At 71.8% G+C, this 20943-nt stretch carries 18 protein-coding genes; 15 read left to right on the top strand and 3 right to left on the bottom strand.

What is annotated here, in order from left to right; genetic code table 11:
- The first annotated feature begins 160 nt into the window (after positions 1–160).
- Together ACFQ3T_RS05430 and ACFQ3T_RS05425 are read left to right on the top strand one after the other, a co-directional pair.
- Complete coding sequence (locus ACFQ3T_RS05430; RefSeq protein WP_380720512.1) at positions 161–1150, top strand: LacI family DNA-binding transcriptional regulator; 990 nt, start codon at positions 161–163, stop codon at positions 1148–1150.
- Positions 1144–3480, top strand: coding sequence for a beta-xylosidase/alpha-l-arabinosidase (locus tag ACFQ3T_RS05425; RefSeq protein ID WP_380720509.1), 2337 nt, complete (start codon positions 1144–1146; stop codon positions 3478–3480). The genes ACFQ3T_RS05430 and ACFQ3T_RS05425 overlap by 7 nt, the downstream gene beginning before the upstream one ends.
- A 168-nt stretch (positions 3481–3648) precedes the next feature.
- On the opposite strand, the gene ACFQ3T_RS05420 is transcribed toward ACFQ3T_RS05425, so the two are convergent.
- A complete protein-coding gene (locus ACFQ3T_RS05420; RefSeq protein ID WP_380720506.1) occupies positions 3649–4617 on the bottom strand; it encodes an acetylxylan esterase in 969 nt (322 codons plus the stop codon).
- Between the two features lie 104 nt (positions 4618–4721).
- Between ACFQ3T_RS05420 and ACFQ3T_RS05415 the strand changes: the two genes are divergently transcribed.
- From ACFQ3T_RS05415 to ACFQ3T_RS05390, 6 genes are all read left to right on the top strand, one after another.
- On the top strand, positions 4722–5756 hold the full coding sequence (locus ACFQ3T_RS05415; protein WP_380720504.1) for a LacI family DNA-binding transcriptional regulator: 1035 nt from the start codon (positions 4722–4724) through the stop codon (positions 5754–5756).
- 214 nt (positions 5757–5970) lie between these two features.
- Complete coding sequence (locus tag ACFQ3T_RS05410; protein WP_380720501.1) at positions 5971–7584, top strand: cellulase family glycosylhydrolase; 1614 nt, start codon at positions 5971–5973, stop codon at positions 7582–7584.
- A gap of 9 nt (positions 7585–7593) precedes the next feature.
- A complete protein-coding gene (locus ACFQ3T_RS05405; RefSeq protein ID WP_380720499.1) occupies positions 7594–8700 on the top strand; it encodes a cellulose binding domain-containing protein in 1107 nt (368 codons plus the stop codon).
- Positions 8701–8857: 157 nt separating this feature from the next.
- Positions 8858–9262, top strand: a complete 405-nt coding sequence (locus ACFQ3T_RS05400) for a YciI family protein (protein WP_380720496.1) — start codon at positions 8858–8860, stop codon at positions 9260–9262.
- On the top strand, positions 9259–10455 hold the full coding sequence (locus ACFQ3T_RS05395; RefSeq protein WP_380720493.1) for an RNA polymerase sigma factor: 1197 nt from the start codon (positions 9259–9261) through the stop codon (positions 10453–10455). The genes ACFQ3T_RS05400 and ACFQ3T_RS05395 overlap by 4 nt, the downstream gene beginning before the upstream one ends.
- 41 nt (positions 10456–10496) lie before the next feature.
- Positions 10497–10901: a DnaJ family domain-containing protein gene (locus tag ACFQ3T_RS05390; RefSeq protein WP_380720491.1), complete on the top strand. Its 405-nt coding sequence runs from the start codon at positions 10497–10499 to the stop codon at positions 10899–10901.
- 40 nt (positions 10902–10941) lie between these two features.
- Here ACFQ3T_RS05390 and ACFQ3T_RS05385 read toward each other — a convergent pair whose 3' ends face one another.
- Positions 10942–11346 (bottom strand): hypothetical protein, encoded by a 405-nt coding sequence (locus ACFQ3T_RS05385; RefSeq protein ID WP_380720488.1) that lies wholly within the window; start codon positions 11344–11346, stop codon positions 10942–10944.
- 303 nt (positions 11347–11649) lie between these two features.
- Between ACFQ3T_RS05385 and ACFQ3T_RS05380 the strand changes: the two genes are divergently transcribed.
- From ACFQ3T_RS05380 to ACFQ3T_RS05350, 7 genes are all read left to right on the top strand, one after another.
- Positions 11650–12597, top strand: coding sequence for a hypothetical protein (locus tag ACFQ3T_RS05380; RefSeq protein WP_380720485.1), 948 nt, complete (start codon positions 11650–11652; stop codon positions 12595–12597).
- 598 nt (positions 12598–13195) lie between these two features.
- Positions 13196–15208, top strand: coding sequence for a pectinesterase family protein (locus ACFQ3T_RS05375; RefSeq protein ID WP_380720482.1), 2013 nt, complete (start codon positions 13196–13198; stop codon positions 15206–15208).
- The gene (locus tag ACFQ3T_RS05370) at positions 15205–16080 is read left to right on the top strand and encodes a carbohydrate ABC transporter permease (RefSeq protein ID WP_380720479.1); all 876 of its coding nucleotides are present in this window, start codon (positions 15205–15207) and stop codon (positions 16078–16080) included. Before ACFQ3T_RS05375 ends, ACFQ3T_RS05370 begins: the two co-directional genes overlap by 4 nt.
- Complete coding sequence (locus tag ACFQ3T_RS05365; RefSeq protein ID WP_380720476.1) at positions 16077–16985, top strand: carbohydrate ABC transporter permease; 909 nt, start codon at positions 16077–16079, stop codon at positions 16983–16985. The genes ACFQ3T_RS05370 and ACFQ3T_RS05365 overlap by 4 nt, the downstream gene beginning before the upstream one ends.
- Positions 16986–16993: 8 nt before the next feature.
- Positions 16994–18280, top strand: a complete 1287-nt coding sequence (locus tag ACFQ3T_RS05360; protein WP_380720473.1) for an ABC transporter substrate-binding protein — start codon at positions 16994–16996, stop codon at positions 18278–18280.
- Positions 18277–19428: an enolase C-terminal domain-like protein gene (locus ACFQ3T_RS05355; protein WP_380720470.1), complete on the top strand. Its 1152-nt coding sequence runs from the start codon at positions 18277–18279 to the stop codon at positions 19426–19428. Before ACFQ3T_RS05360 ends, ACFQ3T_RS05355 begins: the two co-directional genes overlap by 4 nt.
- 97 nt (positions 19429–19525) lie before the next feature.
- Complete coding sequence (locus tag ACFQ3T_RS05350) at positions 19526–20464, top strand: pectate lyase family protein (RefSeq protein WP_380720468.1); 939 nt, start codon at positions 19526–19528, stop codon at positions 20462–20464.
- 63 nt (positions 20465–20527) lie between these two features.
- Here the strand turns inward: ACFQ3T_RS05350 and ACFQ3T_RS05345 are convergent.
- Positions 20528–20943: TSUP family transporter (locus tag ACFQ3T_RS05345; RefSeq protein ID WP_380720465.1), on the bottom strand; the 416-nt coding region annotated here is incomplete at its 5' end.

Genomic DNA, 20943 nt, shown 5'->3' with positions numbered 1-20943 from the left:
TTCGTGGCATCGAAACATTTCGAAACATCCACGACTTGCGCAGACCCTAGGCGGGTGAACGGGCGGTGTCAAGAGTCACCATTCGGCGCGTCTAGGTGACGTTTCTGCACGTCAAGCGGTCACTCTTGTGTTTCGATCGAGTTTCGATACTATCGGCGTTATGCGTCGAGCCACGTTGGCCACGATTGCCGCAGCAGCGGGGGTGTCCCTCCCGACGGTGTCCAAAGTCCTGAACGGGAAGGACGACGTCGGCGCGGAGACCAGGGCTCGCGTGCGGCAGTTGCTCGCCGAGTACGACTACGTGCCGGTGGGGTCCCGTCGGACCTCCGGCCACCTGCTGGTGGACCTCGTGTTCACCGCACTCGACAGCCCCTGGGCCGTGGAGATCATCCGCGGCGTGGTGGACACCGGCCTGCACGTGGTCGTGTCGTCCACCGACAAACCCCGTCAGCACACGTCCTGGGCGGCGTCCCTGGTCGAGGCCCGGCGCGCGGGCGCGCTGCTGGTGACCTCCCAGCTCACCGCCGCGGACCGCCGCGTGCTGGCCAACTCCCGCATCCCGGTCGTGGTCATCGACCCGGTCGACCTGCCGCAGCCGAACGTGCCCAGCGTCGGCGCGACCAACTGGGCCGGCGGCCTGTCCGCCACCGAGCACCTCCTCAAGCTGGGCCACCGCCGCGTCGGCGTCATCGGCGGACCGGCGGGCATGCTGTGCAGCCGCGCGCGCGTCGACGGGTACCGCGCCGCGCTGGACCGGGCCGGCATCCCGTTCGCCGGCGAACTCGTGAAGCACGGCGACTTCAAGCACGAGGGCGGGTTCCGCCGCGCGGCCGAGCTGCTCGCGCTGCCGGACCGGCCGACGGCGATCTTCGCGGGCAACGACGAGCAGGCACTGGGCGTGATCGAGGCGGCCCGGGTCGCCGGCCTCTCCGTGCCGCACGACCTGAGCGTGGTCGGGTTCGACGACCTGCCGGTCGCGGTGTGGTCGTCGCCCGCCCTCACGACCGTGCGCCAGCCGCTCACCGAGATGGGGCGCCACGCGGGCCGGATGCTCGCGGACCTCATCGCGGGACGCCCCGTGGAGACCGAACGGGTGGAACTGGCCACCGAACTCGTCGTCCGATCGTCAACGAAGGAGCCGCCGTGCTGAACACCTGGGCCGATCCCGGAAAGCCGACCGGTGAGCGGGTCGCCGCCTTGCTGGCCGAGCTGACCCTGGAGGAGAAGCTGGCCCAGCTGGTCGGGGTGTGGGTGGGCATCTCGGAGACCGACCAGGAGGTCGCCCCCGCGCAGCACGAGTTCGCCGAGCCGCTGCCGCCGTGGGACGAGCTGACCAAGCCCGGTCTCGGGCAGCTGACCCGCGTCTTCGGCACCGGTCCGGTCGACCCCCTCGTCGGCGCCAAGGTGTTGGCCGAGACGCAGCGCAAGCTCGTCGCCAACACCCGCTTCGGCATCCCCGCCATGGCCCACGAGGAGTGCCTGGCCGGGTTCACCGCCTGGCAGGCCACCGTCTTCCCGATCCCCCTCGCGTGGGGCGCGTCCTTCGACCCCGAGTCGGTCGAGCGGATGGCACGCGAGGTCGGTCTCGTGATGCGCGACGTCGGCGTCCACCAGGGATTGGCGCCGGTGCTGGACGTGTCGCGCGACCCGCGGTGGGGGCGCACCGAGGAGACCATCGGCGAGGACCCGTACCTGGTCGGCCTCCTCGGTGCGGCCTACACGCGCGGCCTGGAGTCCAGCGGGGTCGTGGCCACGCTGAAGCACTTCGCGGGCTACTCGGCCTCGCGCGGCGGGCGCAACCACGCGCCCGTGCACATGGGCCCGCGCGAGTTCGCCGACGTGGTGCTGCCGCCGTTCGAGATGGCGTTGCGCGAGGGCGGCGCCCGGTCGGTCATGCACTCCTACGCCGAGGTGGACGGCGTGCCGCCCGCCTCGGACGCGTCGCTGCTCACCGACCTGCTGCGCGGCGAGTGGGGCTTCACCGGCGTCGTCGTCGCCGACTACTTCGGGGTGTCGTTCCTGGAGACCTCCCACGGTGTCGCGGGCTCGCCGGGCGAGGCCGCCGCGCTGGCCCTGACCGCCGGCGTGGACGTCGAGCTGCCCAGCGTGCGCTGCTACGGCGAGCCGCTGGCCGAGCTGGTCCGGTCCGGGCAGGTGGCCGAGGAGCTGGTCGACCGCGCGGTCACCCGCGTGCTGACGCAGAAGTGCGAACTGGGCCTGCTGGACGAGGGCTGGCAGCCCGAGTCGCCCGCCGTGCTGCGCGGCGAACCCGTCGACCTCGACCCGCCCGCGCTGCGCGACCTGGCCCGCAGCATGGCCGAGAAGTCCGTGGTGCTGCTGGACAACCAGTCCGGCGTGCTGCCGCTCGACGCGTCGAAGCTCGCCGTCGTCGGGCCGTGCGCGGACGACCTGCTGGCGCTCATGGGCTGCTACGCCTTCCCGAACCACGTCGGCGTGCAGCACCCTGACGTGCCGCTGGGCGTGGAGATGGACACGCTCGTGCAGGCGGTCCGGTCGGAGTTCCCGGACGCGTCGATCGCCTCCGCCAAGGGCTGCGACGTCGACGGCGACGACCGGTCGGGCATCGCGGACGCGGTGGCCGCCGCCAAGGACGCCGACGTGGTGCTCGCCGTGCTGGGCGACCGGGCCGGGCTGTTCGGCCGCGGCACGTCCGGCGAGGGCTGCGACGCCGAGGACCTGTCCCTGCCCGGTGTGCAGGGCGAGCTGCTGGACGCGTTGCTGGAGCTCGACGTGCCGGTGGTGCTGGTGCTGCTGAGCGGCCGGCCGTACGCGCTCGGCGCGTACGGGTCCGGTGACGGGTCGACGTCGCGGCTCGCCGCGGTCGTGCAGGCGTTCTTCCCCGGCGAGGAGGGCGCGGGCGCGGTCGCGGGCGTGCTCAGCGGCCGCGTCAACCCGTCCGGCAAGCTGCCCGTGCAGGTGCCGCGCGGCTCCGGCGGCCAGCCGACCACCTACCTGCACCCGCCGCTCGGCGGGGCCGGCGGGGTCAGCTCCGTCGACCCGACGCCCGCGTACCCGTTCGGGCACGGCCTGTCGTACACGACGTTCGAGCTGTCGGACTTCGCCGCGGGCGACGAGCTGCCGTCCGACGGCGAGGTCGAGGTGTCGTGCGTGGTGCGCAACACCGGCGACCGGGCGGGCGCCGAGGTCGTCCAGCTGTACCTGCACGACCCCGTGGCGAGCGTGACGCGCCCGGTGCGCCAGCTCGTCGGCTTCGCGCGGGTCGAGCTGGAGCCCGGCGAGGCCACCTCGGTGACGTTCCGGCTGCACGCCGACCGCACGTCGTTCACCGGCCGCGACGGCCGGCGCGTCGTCGAGCCGGGCGACCTCGTGCTGCTCGTCGGCTGCTCCAGCACCGACATCCGCTGGGAGCGGTCCGTCCCGCTGACCGGGGAGCCCCGGTTCGTCGGCCACGACCGCGTGCTGGTGACGCCGGTGCGCACGGGGCCGGCGGGGGAGTGACCGATCGGGGCCGGCGCCACGCGCGCCGGTCCCGCACTGGCTGGTCGTGGACGCGGTGCCCCGGGCCGAGCTTCCCGGGGCGCCCGGTGAGTCGCCGAGTCCACCGACCGGGCAGGGTCGTGAGGGGGCTATGGCGGTGGTCCCCTCACGACCCGCCCGAACCGCGGCTCAGAGGTGGGCGCGCAGGTGCCGGAGCTTGCGCTCGTCGTGCACCCTCGGCGTGGTGTGGCCGCTGAACGGGAACACCGCCATCTCCTTCGGCGCGGTGATCTCGTTGTACGCGGCGTACACCGTCGACGGCGGGCACACCTCGTCCATCAGGCCAACGCTCAGCAGCGACGTCGCGGTGATCCGCTTCGCCAGCAGCGCGCCGTCCACGTACCGCAGGGTGTCGAGGGCGGCGGGGATGAGGTCGACGTGCTGGGCCAGGAACTTCGAGATCTCCGCGTACGGCTCGGCGCCGGTGATCGTGATCGCCCGCTGGAAGTCGCACAGGAACGGCACGTCCGCGTGGCACACCTTCACCGCCTCGCCGTTCAGCGCCGCCGCGGCCAGCGCCAGCCCGCCGCCCTGGCTGCCGCCGGACACCGCGAGCCGGGTCTCGTCCACGCCGTCCAGCGCCGCGGCCACCTCGACGGCCCGCGCCGCGTCGACCATCAGCCGCGTCACGTAGTACGTCTCGGGCGTGGCGATGCCCCGCGTCATCACGCCGGGGTGCTCGGGCCCGGCGAACCCGGAGTCCGGGGTGGCGCCGAGCGTCCAGCGACCGCCCTGGCCGCGGGTGTCCATCACGAACACCGCGTACCCGGCGGCCGGGAGCAGCGCGTGCTCCGACGGCAGGCCGCGCCCGCCGCCGTAGCCGATGTAGCAGACGACGGTCGGCAGGGGCTCGTCGCCGGACCCGGCGGGGCGGATGTGCCACCCGCGGACGCGGTCGCCGCCGTAGCCCGAGAACTCGACGTCCCACACCGCCATTGGCCCGTAGGCGTCGGCCCCGTACGGCGTGAGCACGGGCGGGAGCGCCGCGGCACGGGCCTCCTCCAGCCGCGACTTCCACCACAGGTCGAGGTTGTCCGGTTCCGCGGTCGCGGTCCGGTACTGCGCCAACTCCCGCTCGGAGAGGTCGAACCAGGGCACGGCGTCCCCTTTCCAGATGATCTATTAAGCGCTTAATCACCCTACCCGGCATGACCGTCTCAATCGCGGTCTAGACTCGTTGATCACCTACCGAGGAGGCGCGGGTGGCAGGGAAGCGTCCGACCATCTCGGACATCGCCAAAGCCGCGGGCGTGTCCACCGGGGCGGTGTCGTACGCCCTCAACAACCGGCCGGGCGTCTCGGAGCCCACCCGGCGCCGGATCATGGACATCGCCGACCGCCTCGGCTGGGTGCCCAGCAGCGCCGCCCGGTCCCTCAGCGACGGCCGCGCGAACGCCATCGGGCTCGTCGTCGACCGGCCCGCCAGGGTGATCGGCGTCGAGCCGTACTTCATGCAGCTCATCTCCGGCATACAGGGCGCGCTGGCCGACGGCCCGACGTCGCTGCTCCTGCAGGTCACCGACAACTCCGCGGCCGAGCTCGCGGCGTACCGCCGCTGGTGGGGCGAGCGGCGGGTGGACGGCGTGCTGCTGGTGGACCTGGTCCAGGACGACCCGCGGGTGGAGCTGGTCCGGGAGCTCCGGCTGCCCGCCGTGGTGCTCGGCGAACCGGTCGTGCCGGACCTGCCGTGCGTGTGGACCGACGACGAGACCGCCGTGGCGGAGGTGCTGGAGTACCTGGTGGCGCTCGGCCACCGGCGCATCGTCCGGGTCGCCGGCCCGACGAGGTTCGTGCACACCCAGACCAGGTCGCGGGCGTTCACCGCGGCCGTGGGCCGGCTCGGCCTCGACGAGGCCAGGGTGGTGCACGCCGACTACTCGGACGAGGCCGCGGCGCGGGTCACCCGGCGCGTGCTGACCAGCGGCACGCCGCCGACGGCCCTGGTGTTCGACAACGACGTGATGGCGGTGTCCGCCCTCGGCGTCGCCCACGAGCTGGGCCTGACCGTGCCGGACCAGCTGTCGCTCGTCGCGTGGGACGACTCCGCGCTGTGCCGCCTGGTCCGCCCGGCCCTGTCGGCGGTGCGCCGCCCCATCGCCGAGCGCGGCGCGGCGGCCGTCCGCCTGCTGCTCGACGTGATCGGCGGCGCGCCCGCCGAGCAGGTGAAGACCTCGGACCCCGAGCTGGTGCCGCGGTCGAGCACCGGCCACGCGCCGGCACATCAGCTCTCGACGTGATCCCGTAGTCCGTAGCACACTGGGACGGCACGCTTTGGGAACGTTCCCAGGGCGTGTACCCGGCATGCCTCCGGTCGGTCGTAACCGCGCTTGTCCGGCAATTCCCGCCGTTGACACTTAAGCGGTTAATTGCTTTGGTGTGCATGCCTGCCGACGGCAGGCGCGCTGCCCTGCGCTCGCACAGTCAACGTCGACAACCACGCGAGGTACATCCATGCGCAAGCGATTCGCCTTGGTCGGCGCCGCCGTCGCCGCCTTGGTCCTGTCACTGCTGACGGTGGCGCCCGCACACGCGGCCGCCGGCTTCACCGTCGCCAACGGGCGTCTGCTCGACGCCAACGGCAACGACTTCGTGATGCGTGGCGTCAACCACGCGCACACCTGGTACGCCACCCGGACCACGCAGGCCCTCAAGGACATCAAGTCCCTGGGCGCCAACACGGTCCGCGTGGTGCTGTCCAGCGGTGACCAGTGGACGCGCAACGACGCGGCCGACGTCGCCAACGTGATCAACCAGTGCAAGGCCAACAAGCTCATCTGCGTGCTGGAGGTGCACGACACCACCGGCTACCAGGAGCAGAGCGCGGCCGTGAGCCTGGCCCGCGCGGTGGACTACTGGATCGGCATCCAGAGCGCGATGGCCGGCCAGGAGAAGTACGTCATCCTGAACATCGGCAACGAGCCGTGGGGCAACACCGGCTACAGCGGGTGGACCCAGGCGACCAAGGACGCCATCACCCGCCTCCGCGCGGCCGGCTTCCAGCACACGATCATGGTGGACGCCCCGAACTGGGGCCAGGACTGGTCCTTCACCATGCGCGACAACGCGGCCTCGGTCTTCGCCGCCGACCCGCAGAAGAACACCGTGTTCTCCATCCACATGTACGGCGTGTTCGACACGGCGGCGGAGATCAACGACTACCTGAACCGCTTCGTCACGGCCAAGCTGCCGATCGTCGTCGGCGAGTTCGGCGACAACCACTCCGACGGCAACCCGGACGAGAACACCATCTTCGCCACCACCCAGCAGCTCGGCCTCGGCTACCTCGCCTGGTCGTGGTCCGGCAACGGCGGCGGCGTCGAGTACCTCGACCTGGCGACCAACTGGAACGCCGGGACGCTCTCGGCGTGGGGCCAGCGCGCGTTCAACGGCGCCAACGGCATCAAGGCCACGTCGCGCGAGGCCAGCGTCTACGGCGGCGGGACGTCCGACCCGACGCCGCCGACCGCGCCGGGCACCCCGACCGCGTCCGGCGTCACCTCCACCTCGGCGACCCTGTCCTGGGCCGCGTCCACCGACAACGTCGGCGTCACCGGCTACGACGTGGTCCGGGTCAATGGCACCACGGAGACCGCGGCGGCCACGTCCACCACGGCCACCGCGACCGTCACCGGCCTGACCGCGGGCACCGCGTACACGTTCGCCGTCTACGCGCGGGACGCGGCGGGCAACCGCTCCGCCCGGTCCGGCACCGTCAACGTCACCACGCAGTCCGGTGGCGGCGGGGCGGGCTGCGCCGTCACCTACCGGGTCACCGGCCAGTGGCAGGGCGGCTTCCAGGGCGACGTCAAGGTCGCCAACACCGGCACGGCCCCGGTGAACGGCTGGACGCTGCGCTGGACCTGGGCCAACGGCCAGACGGTCAGCCAGTCCTGGGGCGCCACGACCACCCAGTCCGGCGCGACGCTGAGCGCGACCAACGTGTCGTACACCGGCGCGATCCCGGTGAACGGCTCGGTCAGCTTCGGCTTCATCGGGTCGTGGAACGGCACCAACTCCGTGCCCACCGCGTTCACCCTTAACGGCGCAAGCTGCACCGCGGTCTAGGGGCCGGCGATGTCGAGGAAACTCGCGCTCGCGGCCCTGCTGACGGCCGCGGCCACGCTCGTCGGCCTGCTGGTCGGCGCGCCGGGGCAGGCGGTCGAGGCCGCCGCGCCGACGCGCATCATGGCGCTCGGGGACTCGATCACCGGGTCGCCGGGCTGCTGGCGCGCCCTGCTGGACCGCGACCTGCGGGCGGCCGGGCACACGAACATCGACTTCGTGGGCACGCGGGCGGGCGACGGCTGCGGGTTCGCCTACGACGGCGAGCACGAGGGCCACGGCGGCGCGCTCGTCACGGCGGTGGCCGACCAGAACCAGCTGGTGGGGTGGCTCGGCGCCACGAACCCGAACGTGGTGCTGATGCACTTCGGCACCAACGACGTGTGGAGCAACCGGTCGACGGCGACCATCCTGGCCGCCTACGGCAAGCTGGTCGACCAGATGCGGGTGAACAACCCGGCCATGCGGGTGGTCGTCGCCAAGATCATCCCGATGGCGGCGAGCGCCTGCGCCGAGTGCCCGCAGCGGGTCGTGGACCTGAACGCGGCGATCCCCGGCTGGGCGGCGGCCAAGTCCACCGCGCAGTCGCCGATCACCGTGGTCGACCAGTGGGCGGGGTTCGCCACGAGCACCGACACCTACGACGGGGTGCACCCGAACGCGTCCGGTGATCGCAAGATCGCGGACAAGTGGTTCCCGGCGGTCGTGTCCGCGCTGAACGGCACCACGCCCACGTCCACCACTACTACTACAACCACGACCACCACCACCACGACGACCACCACCACCACCACCACGACGTCCACGCCGCCCGGCGGGTCGTGCGACGCCGAGGTCAAGGTCGTCAACCAGTGGCCGGGCGGGTTCCAGGTCGACGTCACCGTCCGCAACGGCGGCAGCACGTCGAGCCGGTCGTGGAAGGTCGCGTTCGCGTTCCGCGCGGGCATGGCCATCAGCCAGGGCTGGAACGGCGCCTTCACCCAGAGCGGCACGTCGGTGACGGTGGCCAACACGAGCTGGAACGGCGCCATCCCGCCGGCCGGTTCGGTCAAGGTCGGCTTCACCGGCACGGGCGACGCCACCGGGTGGACGCCCACGCCGATCTGCACGCTGTCCTGATCCGGGCCTCGCGGTTGTGCCCACGGCCGGGCACAACCGCGAGCCGGCGACGAGGAGGTGACGCGGGTCACAATCAGCCATGTCGAGAACGCCCGATCGGCGTCGTCCACGGGGTGGGAGCGCCAAGATGGGCGCGAACGAAGACCTAGGAGTCGACATGGCGAAGTTCCTGCTCCTGATGAACTACGGCCCGGCCGCGAACTGCGACGTCCCGATCGAGCAGTGGGACCCCAAGGACGTCGCGGCGCACATCCGGTTCCAGCAGGACCTCGGCCAGGAGCTGACCGAGAACGGCGAGCTGGTCGACGGGCAGGGCCTGGCCCACCCGAGCCTGGCCAAGACGGTGACGTTCACCGGCTCCGGCGCGCCCGTCGTCACCGACGGTCCGTTCCCGGAGTCGAAGGAGCTGCTGGCGGGCTACTGGATGGTCGACACCACGCTGGAGCGCGCGCTGGAGATCGCCGCGAAGGCCTCCGCCGCGCCCGGCCCGAACGGGGTGCCGCTCGGCCAGCCCATCGAGGTGCGCGAGCTGATGTCGGCGCCGCCCTCGCCCGACCTGTGACCCGTGCCGTCGAGGACCTGCTGCGCGAGTGCGCGCCGCAGGTCCTGGGCGTGGTCGCCCGGCGATTCGGTGACTTCGCGCTGGCCGAGGACGCCGTGCAGGAGGCGTTGCTGGCGGCGGCGCGGCACTGGCCCGTCGACGGCCTGCCGGACAACCCGCGCGGGTGGCTGGTGCAGACCGCCGTGCGGAAGATGACGGACCTGATCCGCAGCGAGGTGGCCCGCCGGCGCCGCGAGGACGAGGTGTTCCGCGAGCCGCCACCCGGTGAGGCGGCCGACCGGGACGACACGCTCGTGGTGCTGTTCCTGTGCTGCCACCCGGAGTTGACGCCCGCGTCGGCGATCGCGCTGACGTTGCGCGCGGTCGGCGGGCTGAGCACGGCCGAGATCGCGAACGCGTTCCTCGTGCCCGAGGCGACCATGGCGCAGCGGATCAGCCGGGCCAAGCAGAAGCTGCGCGGCGCGAGCTTCGCCATGCCGGGGCCGGACGAGTTCGCGGCCCGCCTGCGGACCGTGCTGCACGTGCTGTACCTGATCTTCAACGAGGGCTACACCAGCAGCGTCGGCGGCTCCCTGCACCGCACCGAGCTGTCCGGCGAGGCGATCCGGCTGGCCAGGGCGGTGCACGCCAGGCTGCCGGAGGACGGCGAGGTCGCGGGCCTGCTGGCGCTGATGCTGCTCACCGACGCGCGCCGGCCCGCCCGCACCGGTCCGGACGGCGGGCTCGTCCCGCTGGCCGAGCAGGACCGGTCCCGGTGGGACACGGCGCTGATCGTGGAGGGCGTCGAGCTGGTCATGGCCGCGGTGGAGCGCGGCGAGATCGGGGAGTACCAGGTGCAGGCGTCGATCGCGGCGCTCCACGACGACGCGCTGCGGGCCGAGGACACCGACTGGCCGCAGATCCTGCGCATGTACGACCTGCTGGAGCGGATGACCGGCAACCCGATGGTGTCGCTCAACCGGGCGATCGCCGTGGCCATGGTGCGTGGACCGGCCGAGGGGCTGAGGCTCATCGACGGGCTGGACGAGCGACTGCCCGGCCACCACCGGCTCGACGCCGTGCGCGCCCACCTGCACGAGATGGCGGGTGACGTGCCGCGCGCCGTCGAGCACTACCGGGCCGCCGCCGCCCGCACCACCAGCACGCCCGAGCGGCGCTACCTGGTGGAGAAGGCGGCCCGGCTCACGCCCTGACCGGCGCGGAAGGTCGGTAGAGTCGACCGGGGGTGGTCGTCGTGACGGAGCGCAAACCGGCCGGCGTGGGGTTCGAGACCTGGGTCGAGCGGCAGATCCGCGAGGCGCAGGACCGGGGCGACTTCGAGCACCTGCCGGGCGCCGGCAAGCCGTTGCGCGGGCTCCACGAGCCGCACGACGAGCTGTGGTGGGTGAAGGAGAAGCTGCGCCGCGAGGAGGGCACCGCGCTCCCGCCGACGTTGCTGCTGCGCAAGGACGCGGCGGCGGCGCGCGAGGCCGCCGGGAAGGCGCGGACCGAGGCCGAGGTGCGGTCGATCCTGGCCGACATCAACGCCCGGATCGAGGAGGCCATCCGCAAGCCGATGTCGGGCCCGCCGCTCAACCTCATGCCGTTCGACGTGGAGCACGTCGTGGCGCGGTGGCGCGCCGAGCACGACGTCCGCTGACGGTCCCGCCGACCGTCACCGGGCTCAGGCTCGCCGACCGTCACCGGTTCCGGCGGGTGCGCCGCGCGATCGCCGCCGCCTGCTCCAGCTCCTGCTGCGACGTGCCGGGCACCCGGCCCAGCCACGCCCGCCAGTACGGCCCCGGGGTGCGCTTGCCCCGGTCGCAGCGGGACACCTCCTCGCGGGTGGTGCTGACGTTGCCGGACGCCGCGCCGGGCTCGCCGGTCGCCTCGTAACGGGCGATCGCCACACCGCGCCCCGTCGCGTCACGGGCCGCGATCGCGCACCGGCGCACGTGGTCGAGGTCGGTGAGGTGGGCGAGCAGCGCGGGCGTCACCGGCGGCGCGGCCCCGCAGAACCGCTGGAACAGCGTGTCGTCGTCCGCCCGCCACCACGCCTCGGCCAGTTCCTCCCGGTCGGCGGGCGTCAGCCGCGTCAGCCGCACCTGTCGTCCGTCGGCCAGTCGCAGCGCCTCCCCCGAGTCGTGCCCGGCCGGCGCTCCGCCGGCGGCGCGGTCCTGATCTGTGCTGTTCCGGTGTGGGCGACTCTTCGCAGGCCGCGACCTGAAAACGCGATCACCCCTCGATCTTGGCCCCGCGGCGGGTGCCGGCGCAGGGGGCCAATGCGGCGGCTTGGCGACATTCGGCGCAACGGCGGGCCGTCGCGGCGGGTACCCCGTCAGGACGTGCCGGCGGCACGCTCCCCATGCGATCCCTCCACCGCTCTAGTGGAATTGCGAGGTGCGGCGATGGCAGGAAACCCTCAGGTCCCGGCGCGGGTCGGTGTCGACGACGTGGTGCGCTTGGAAGCCGAGGTCGAACGCCTGCGCGGGCTGGACTACCGCCAGGGCGGCGGCGCGTGCCGCGACTCGGCGATCGCGTGCGCGGCGCGGCACGACCCGCTCCTCGACGCCGACGCCACCGACGCGGTGCGCGCCCGGCTGCTGGTCGCCTTGGCGGACCTGCACAACGTGACCGGCTGGACGTGCTTCGACACGGGCCTGGACGACGCCGCCTCGCGGCACTGGGACCGGGCGCTGGAGCTGGCGGCCGAGGCCGGCCACCACGACCTGGTGGCCAACATCCGCTACCGCGTCGGCCGGATGCGGCTGCACCGCGGCCGGTGTCGCGAGGCGCTGGAAGTGTTCGCGCACGGGCTGGCCGCGGCCCGTCGGGCGGGGTCGCGGCGCGCGGTCGCGATGCTGCACGCCAACCAGGCGTGGGCGCACGCCGGGCTCGGTCAGGCCGACGAGGCGATGCGGCTGCTCGACCTCGCGCACGACGAGTTCGCGCGCACGCCGCGCGGTCCGGTGCCGGGGTGGGCGCGCTTCTTCGACGAGCCCGACCTGTGCGGGTTGAGCGGCGTGGTGCTGACCGAGCTGGCCCGCACGGTGGACCGCTCGCACACGTCCGCGGCGATCGACTCGCTGACCGCCGCCGTGGCCGGCTACTCGGGCGGCATGGCCCGCAGCCGGGCGTTCAGCCTCGTGGCGCTGACCGCCAACCACCTGATGCAGCACGACTTCGACCACGCGGCCGAGGTGGGTGACCACGCCCTGGCCGCCGCGCGCGAGGTCCGCTCGACCCGGGTGGTCGACCGGTTGCGGCCCCTGTGCGCCCTCGCCGACCGCCACGCGACCGACCCGCACGCCCGAGCCCTGTCCGCCCGCATCGCCGCGTTCACACCACCCGTCTGACCCCACCCCGCGACCCGCGCCCCGCCCGACCCTCCCGACCCGCCTGGCCCGGCCGCCCGGCCGCGTTGACCCCGCGCACCACCCGACCCAGCCGGTCCGCCCCTCCGTCCGACCCTCCTGGCCCGTCCCTCCGCCCGACCGCGCTCACTCCGGCCCGTCCCCGACCGCGCTCTCCGCCCGGTGACCCCAACCGTTGCGCCCCCGACCCCACCCACGGTCGGGGGCGTTCCCATGTGGACAGACCTGGTCGTGGCCTCGGAGCTGTCGAATTCGACTCGAATTCGACGAATCGTCGAACGGGAGCGTCGAACGGCAATCGAACGACGTTACGTCGTTGACGTGCGGCGGATACTTTCGCAATACTCTGTTCGCACTTCTGGATAGTGTTCACACTTATGAACAAATTCGCCGGGGAAGGCCCCTCGCCATGCGGATACTCAGTTCTGCGCTCGTGCTTTCCTGCGCCCTTGGCGTGATCGCGGCGGCACCCGCGCACGCAGGCTCTGACCTGGGGAGACAGGTTCTCCAATCCGGTGACGGCTGGGCTTCCAGCGGCACGGGCACCACCGGAGGGTCGGCCGCGACCACCGAGCACGTCGTGCGCACGGCGGCGGAACTGCGGGCGGCCCTCGCGGCGCCCGCGCCGCGCCTCATCAAGGTGCGCGGCGTGATCGACGTCAGGGCTGATTGCGCAACCTATGCCACCGGCGGCTACACGCTCGCGGGCTACTTGGCCGCATACGACCCCGCCGTCTGGGGGCGTGACGCTGAGCCGAGCGGCCCCCTGGAGGACGCCCGCGCGGCGTCGGCGCGGCGTCAGGCGGAGGCCATCGCGTTCAACGTCGGCTCCGACACGACGATCGTCGGCGACGGCCGGGGCGCGGGGATCACCGGCGCCAACATCCGCGTCCACGGGGCGAGCAACGTGATCATCCGGAACCTGACGTTCCGCGACACCCGCGACTGCTTCCCGCAGTGGGACCCGACGGACGGCGCCGAGGGCAACTGGAACTCGGACTACGACGCGGTGTCGCTGCAGCGCGCCACGAACGTGTGGGTCGACCACAACACGTTCACCGACCACCCGCACCCGGACAGCGCGGCGCCGACCTACTTCGGCCGCCCCTTCCAGCAGCACGACGGCTCGCTCGACATGACCAACGGCACCGACCTGGTCACGGCGTCGCACAACCTGTTCGAGGACCACGGCAAGACGATGCTCATCGGCTCGTCCAACACCTCGACCACCGACCCCGGCAAGCTGCGGATCTCGGTGCACCACAACGTCTTCCGCAACGTCGAGGAACGCCTGCCGCGGGTGCGGTTCGGCCAGGTGCACGTCTACAACAACCTCTACGAGCCCGGCCCCACGTTCAACTACGCCTGGGGCGTCGGCGTGCGGTCCGCGCTGTACGTGGAGAACAACTACGTCAAGCTCGCCAACGGCGGCGCGGTCGAGGACCTCATCCACAACTGGGGCGGCACGGCCATCACCGAGGTCGGCACGGTCGTCGACGGACGGCCGGTCGACGTGCTCGTCGCGTTCAACGCGGCCAACCCGACCGCGCCGCTGGCCGGCGACGCGGGCTGGACGCCCACCCTGAACCGCGGGCTGGAGGCGACCGACCGGATCAAGAACCTCAAGGCGGGCGCGCTCGGCCGCGAGCGGTACCACGTGGCCAAGGGCACCGACTTCGACACCGTGCAGGCCGCGATCGACGCCGCGCCGGCGGGCACCACGATCACCATCGGCAAGGGCGTGTACCGCGAGGTCATCCGGGTGCCGGCGACCAAGCGCGACCTGACCCTCAAGGGCTCCACGGGCACCGCGCGCGACGTCGTCATCGACTACGACAACGCCAACGGCACCAAGAAGCCCGACGGCACCACGTACGGCACGACCGGCTCGGCCACCGCCACGATCGAGGCCGACGGCTTCACCGCTCGCGACCTGACGTTCAGCAACTCGTTCGACCGGGCCGCGCACCCCGAGATCACCGGCACGCAGGCGGTCGCGGTGAAGGCGACGGGCGACCGGCAGTACTACGACCGCGTCCGGTTCCTCGGCCACCAGGACACGCTGTACGCCGACACGCGCGCCGTGGGCACGAAAGCCCGGCAGTACTACCGGGGCGGCGAGGTCGTCGGCGACGTCGACTTCATCTTCGGCCGCGCCACCGCCGTGTTCGACCAGGTGACGATCCGCGCGCTGGACCGCGGCAACGACTACCCCAGCGGGAGCACGGCGGGTTACATCACGGCCGCCAGCACCCGCCGCGACAACCCGCACGGCTTCCTGATCATGAACTCGACGATCGTCAGCGACGCGCCGGCGGGCACGTACCACCTCGGCCGGCCGTGGCACCCCGGCGGCGACCCGGACGCCATCGCCTCCGTCGTCATCCGCGACACCAAGCTGCCCGCCGCCGTGAAATCCGCGCCGTGGACCGACATGTCCGGCTTCTCCTGGCGCGACGCGCGGTTCGCCGAGTTCCGCAACTCCGGCGACGGCGCGGGCACGTGCGACCCGGCCGACCGCCCGCAGCTCACCGCCGACCAGGCCAAGCAGCACACCCTCCGCGCGTACCTCGGCGACTGGAACCCCGCATGAGGACTCGCACGTGGGCGCCCTACGCGCTGATCGCGCCGGCGCTGGTGCTGATGGCGGTCTTCCTGGTCTACCCGATCGGGAGCGTCGTCTACTACAGCCTCCAGCGCTACAACGTCACCCAGCCGTGGAAGAACGGGTTCGCCGGGCTGGACAACTTCAAGCAGATGCTGTTCGACGACCCGCTGTTCTGGCAGAGCCTGGCGTTCAGCGCCAAGTGGGTGTTCGTCGAAGTCGCGCTGCAACTGCTGCTCGGCCTGGTCCTCGCGCTGATCGTGAACGAGACGTTCATCGGGCGCGGCGTGGCCCGCGCGCTGGTGTTCTCGCCGTGGGCGGTGTCCGGCGTGCTCACCACGGGCATCTGGATCCTGCTGCTCAACCCGTCCACCGGCATCTTCCAGCAGCTGTCCCAGTGGGGCATCGGCTCGCCGGGCACCTCCGTGCTCGGCAACCCCGACACGGTCTTCGACGCCCTCGTGGTGACGGAGCTGTGGCGCGGTGTGCCGTTCTTCGCCATCCTGCTGCTCGCCGACCTCCAGAGCATCCCCAAGGACCTCTACGAGGCCGCGTCCGTGGACGGCGCGAGCCGGTGGCGGCGCTTCACCAGCGTCACGCTGCCGCACCTCAAGGACGCGATCATCCTGTCGACGCTGCTGCGCGCGGTGTGGGAGTTCAACAACGTCGACCTCATCTACACCCTGACCGGCGGCGGTCCGGCGAACCAGACCACGACGCTGCCGCTGTACGTCGCCAGGCAGGCCGTCGACTCGCACAACTTCGGGTACGGCTCGGCGCTCACCGTCGCCGGGTTCCTGATCCTGCTGTTCTTCTCGATCCTGTACCTGCGGGTGTCGAAGTTCGGGAGCCGGGCATGACCGAGACGCTGGGCAAGACCGACGTCCTGGTGCGGGAGGTCGCCGACACCACGCACGCGCCGCCGCCGAGAAGGCGCCGTCGCCGGGCCGTGGCCGAGGAGCCGGGCAAGCGGTGGATGATCCACGTGCCGCTGGTGCTGTACCTGCTGTTCACCCTCATCCCGTTCTACTGGATGCTGGTGTTCGCGGTGCGCCCGTCCGGCTCGACGCAGCTCGTGCCGTGGCCGATCTCGTTCGAGCACTTCGACACGGTGTGGAACGACATCGGGTTCGGCGTGTTCTTCTACAACAGCGTGGTCATGGGCCTCGGCGTGCTCGTGTTCGTGACCGTCCTGTCGGTCATGGGCGGGTACGCGCTGGCGCGGTTCAAGTTCCGCGGGCAGCGGGTGTTCCTGCTGGCGATGCTGTGCAGCCAGTTCATCCCCGGCGCGATGATGCTGATCCCGCTGTTCGTGATCTTCAAGAGCGCCGGGCTGCTCAACAGCATCACCGGCCTGGTCATCGCGGAGGTGGCGTTCCAGCTGCCGCTGTCGCTGATCCTGATGAGCGGGTTCATCCGCAACATCTCCGTGGAGCTGGAAGAAGCCGCCATGGTGGACGGCTGCACGCGGCTGCGGGCGTTCTTCGCCGTCGTCCTGCCGCAGCTCAAGCCCGCGCTGGTCGCGGTCGGCTCGTTCGCGTTCATCGGCGCGTGGAACAACTTCCTGTTCGCGCTGATGTTCGCGACCCGGCAGGACAAGTTCACGCTGCCGGTCGGCCTGAGCTACACGTTGGGTGAGTTCAACACCGACTTCGGAGCGCTCGCCGCCGGTGGCGTGGTCGCGGCCGTGCCGGTGGTCCTGGTTTTCGCCGTCGTGCAGCGGTTCCTGGTGCAGGGGCTCAGCGCCGGGGCTGTCAAGGGATAGGGAGCATCATGAGAAGAATGCTGGTCGCCGTGGCCGCCGCCGCCCTGGCGCTGTCCGCCTGCTCGTCGGAGGGAGGTGCGGGGAGCGACGGGAACGTCACCATCACGTTCTGGGACAACAACGGCGGGCCCGCCCGTGAGCCGATCTACAAGGAGCTGATCTCGCGCTTCGAGGCCGCGAACCCGACCATCAAGGTCGAGTACGTGGGCATCCCGAGCGCGTCCGTGCAGCAGAAGTACGACACCGCCATCGCCGGCGGCGAGACGCCCGACGTCGGCGGCGTCACCACCTCGTACCTCGCGCACCTCGTCGGCCAGGAGGCGCTGGCGCCGCTGGACGACCGCATCACCAGCGGTCCGCTGAAGGACAAGCTGCTGCCGTCGCTGGTGGAGACGGTCCGCCAGACCGCGCCGGACGGCAAGCTCTACATCGTCCCGTCGTCGGCGAACATGGACGTCATCTGGTACCGCACCGACTGGTTCAAGGACGCGGGCATCGAGCCGCCGAAGACCTGGGACGAGTTCATCACCGCCGCCACGAAGCTCACCGACACGGGCGCGAACAAGTACGGCTACACCATCCGCGGCGGCGCGGGCTCGGTGTTCCAGCTGATCACCGAGGCGTACTCGTACTCCGGTGTGGACACCTTCTTCAAGGACGGCAAGAGCACGCTCAACGACAAGGCCAACGCCGAGCTCGTCGACAAGGTCGCCGACCTGTACAAGAAGGCCACGCCCGAGGCCGACGTGAACAACAGCTTCACCCAGATGATCGCCCAGTTCACGGGCGGCTCGGTCGCGATGATGCACCACAACCTCGGCTCCTACAGCGACGTGACGAAGGCGTTGGGCGACAAGGTCGCCGCGATCCCGCTGCCGGTCGGCCCCAGCGGCAAGCGGACCGTCGTGCCCAACCCGACCGACGGCTTCGCGGTGTTCAAGAACAGCGAGAACCAGGACGCGGCGTGGAAGTTCGCCGAGTTCCTGACCTCCTCGGAGTCCAACAGCTACTGGAACGAGAAGGTCGGCCAGATCCCGGCGAACACCGACGTGCGCAGCGCGGCGTGGATCGACAAGGCCGCCCACGTGAAGATGGCGCTCGGCGTGCTGGAGGACCCGGCCACGGTGCTCGTGCCCGCGCCGGTCTACCTGCCGCAGTACTCCTCGATCACCAAGACCGACAGCGAGCCCCAGTACCAGAAGGTGCTCCTCGGCGACTTGACCGCCCAGCAGTTCCTGGACGACATGGCGACCAAGCTGACCGAGGCGCAGAAGGAGTGGGAGGACCGGAAATGATCGAGCGCGTCGAGGTGTCGGTGTTCACGACCACCGCGTGGACCGCGGTGGACCCGCACGGGCACCGGCACCCGAGCGCCGAGCACGAGGTCCGCGAGGCGCTGCTGGAGATCACCGACTCCGACGGAGTCGTGGGGCGCGTGCAGGTGCACCCCGACCAGCTGCGCCCCGCCGTGCTGGAGTCGATCGTGAAGCCCGTGCTGCTCGGCGCGGACCCGTGGGACCGGGAAGCGCTGTGGCGCAGGATGGCGCGCAAGCAGCGCGGCTCCCACGGCCGCTTCACCGATCGGGCGCTGGGTTACGTCGACACGGCGCTGTGGGACCTGGTGGGCAAGAAGGTCGAGCAGCCGGTGTGGAAGCTGCTCGGCGGCGCCCGGTCCCGCATCCCGGCCTACGCCAGCACGATGTGCGGCGACGAGATCCCCGGCGGGCTGAGCACGCCCGGCGACTACGCCGAGTTCGCCAAGCAGCTGGTGGAGCAGGGCTACCGGGCGATCAAGCTGCACACGTGGATGCCGCCGGTGCCGGGCGCGCCGAGCGTGCGGGCGGACATCGCGGCGTGCGAGGCGGTCCGCGAGGCCGTCGGGCCGACGGTGGCGCTGATGCTCGACGCCAACCACTGGTACTCCCGCACGGAGGCGCTGGAGCTGGGCCGGGCGTTGGAGGCGCTGGACTTCTACTGGTTCGAGGAACCGATGGAGGAGGCGTCGATCAGCTCCTACCGGTGGCTGTCCGAGCAGCTGTCCATCCCGGTGATCGGCCCGGAAGTGGCGTGGGGCAAGCACCTCAGCCGCGCCGAGTGGATCACCTCGGGCGCGTGCGACATCCTGCGGGCCGGCCCGACCGACGTCGGCGGCATCTCGCCGACGATCAAGGCGCTGCACCTGGCCGAGTCGTTCAACATGGACTGCGAGATCCACGGCGACGGCTCCGCCAGCCTGGCGGTCCTCGGCGGCACGGACAACGGCCGCTGGTACGAGCGCGGGCTGCTGCACCCCCGGCACGACTTCGACCGCGTGCCGCCCCACCGGCTCGCGATCGCCGACCCGCTCGACGAGGACGGCTGCGTCGCCATGCCCACCGGTCCGGGCCTCGGCGACGAGTTCGACGTCGAGCACATCCGCGAGCACACCGTGGAGAGGTGGTGAGTCCGGTGTAGGCCCACGGCCGCCGCCACGTCCCACCGCCGCCACGTCCGACCGCCGCCGGTTCCCTTTTCATCCACAGTCGCATGGAGGAAACCGCATGTCCCGCAAGCTCTCCCGCGCACTGCTCGTGGTCACGGCCCTGGCCGCGACCGCGGTCCTGGCGCCCTCGGCCAACGCCGCGTCGTTCAACCTCGAAGGTTGGGGCACGCAGTGCGGTGGCACGACCGGTGGCGGCAGCGCCACGCCGGTCACCGTGAGCAGCACCTCGGCGTTCATCTCGGCCGTCCAGTCGTCGAGCGCGTCGGTGGTCCGGGTCTCCGGCACCATCACGCTGTCCAGCCTGACGAAGGTCGCGTCGAACAAGACGATCATCGGCGTCGGCTCGGGCGCCACGATCACCGGGCACGGCCTGAACGTCTCCAACGCGTCCAACGTCATCATCCGGAACCTGAACTTCCGGAACTGGGCCGACGACGCGATCAACGTCCAGTACTCGACCAGGGTGTGGATCGACCACAACAGCCTGTCGAACGGCTACGACGGCGCCGTCGACATCAAGCGCGCGTCCGACTGCGTCACGGTCTCGTGGAACAAGTTCAGCTCCCACGACAAGACCATGCTGCTGGGCCACAGCGACAGCAACGGCGCCGAGGACCGCGGCAAGCTGCGGGTCAGCTACCACCACAACTGGTTCGACGGCACGAACCAGCGCCACCCGCGCGTGCGCTTCGGCAACCCGGTGCACGTCTACAACAACTACTACGGCGGTGTGACGTCGTACGGCGTCGCGTCCACCGAGGAGGCGGGCGTCCTCGTCGAGGGCAACTACTTCGAGAACACGCGTGACCCGTTCCACCGCGGCGAGGGCGACTCCGACCCGGCCAACCTGGTGGCGCGGAACAACCACTTCGTGAGCTCGGGCTCGGGTGACCAGGGCGGCACCGTCAAGGCGATCCCGTACTCCTACACGCTCGACAGCGCGAGCAGCGTGAAGTCGATCGTGCAGAGCGGCGCGGGCACGGGCAAGGTCTCGTAACGCCGCGTTCGGACACCCGGCGGCCCTTGGCACGTCTCCCGCCAAGGGCCGCCTTCCCGCGCGCTACGGGCTGACCGCGTCGACGCCCATGACGACCGCGACCCCGAGCAGGACCAGCGCGAACACCCGTTGGAGCGTGGTCGCGCGGACCTTGCCCGCGAGCCGCCGGCCGTCCCACGCGCCGAGCAGGGCGGTGGCGGCGAACGGGCCGACGAGCGCCCAGTCCACGAGGGCCAGGCCGCCGGCGCGGGCGGCGAGAGCGGCGCCCGCGTTGGTCGTGACGACGAGCAGGCTGGTGCCGACGGCGGTGGACATCGGCACCGACAGCACGGTGACCAGCGCGGGCACGGCGAGGAACCCGCCGCCGACGCCGAGGAACCCGGTCATCGCGCCCAGCCCCGCACCCACGCCGACCGCTCGCACGGGACGCGCGCCGTGCCCGGTCGGGTCGGGGCAGCGGCGCAGCATCGACACCGCCG

This window comes from Saccharothrix hoggarensis (genome assembly GCF_042678885.1).
Taxonomy (GTDB): Bacteria; Actinomycetota; Actinomycetes; order Mycobacteriales; family Pseudonocardiaceae; genus Actinosynnema; species Actinosynnema hoggarensis.
This window is presented reverse-complemented; position numbering and strand designations above follow the sequence as displayed.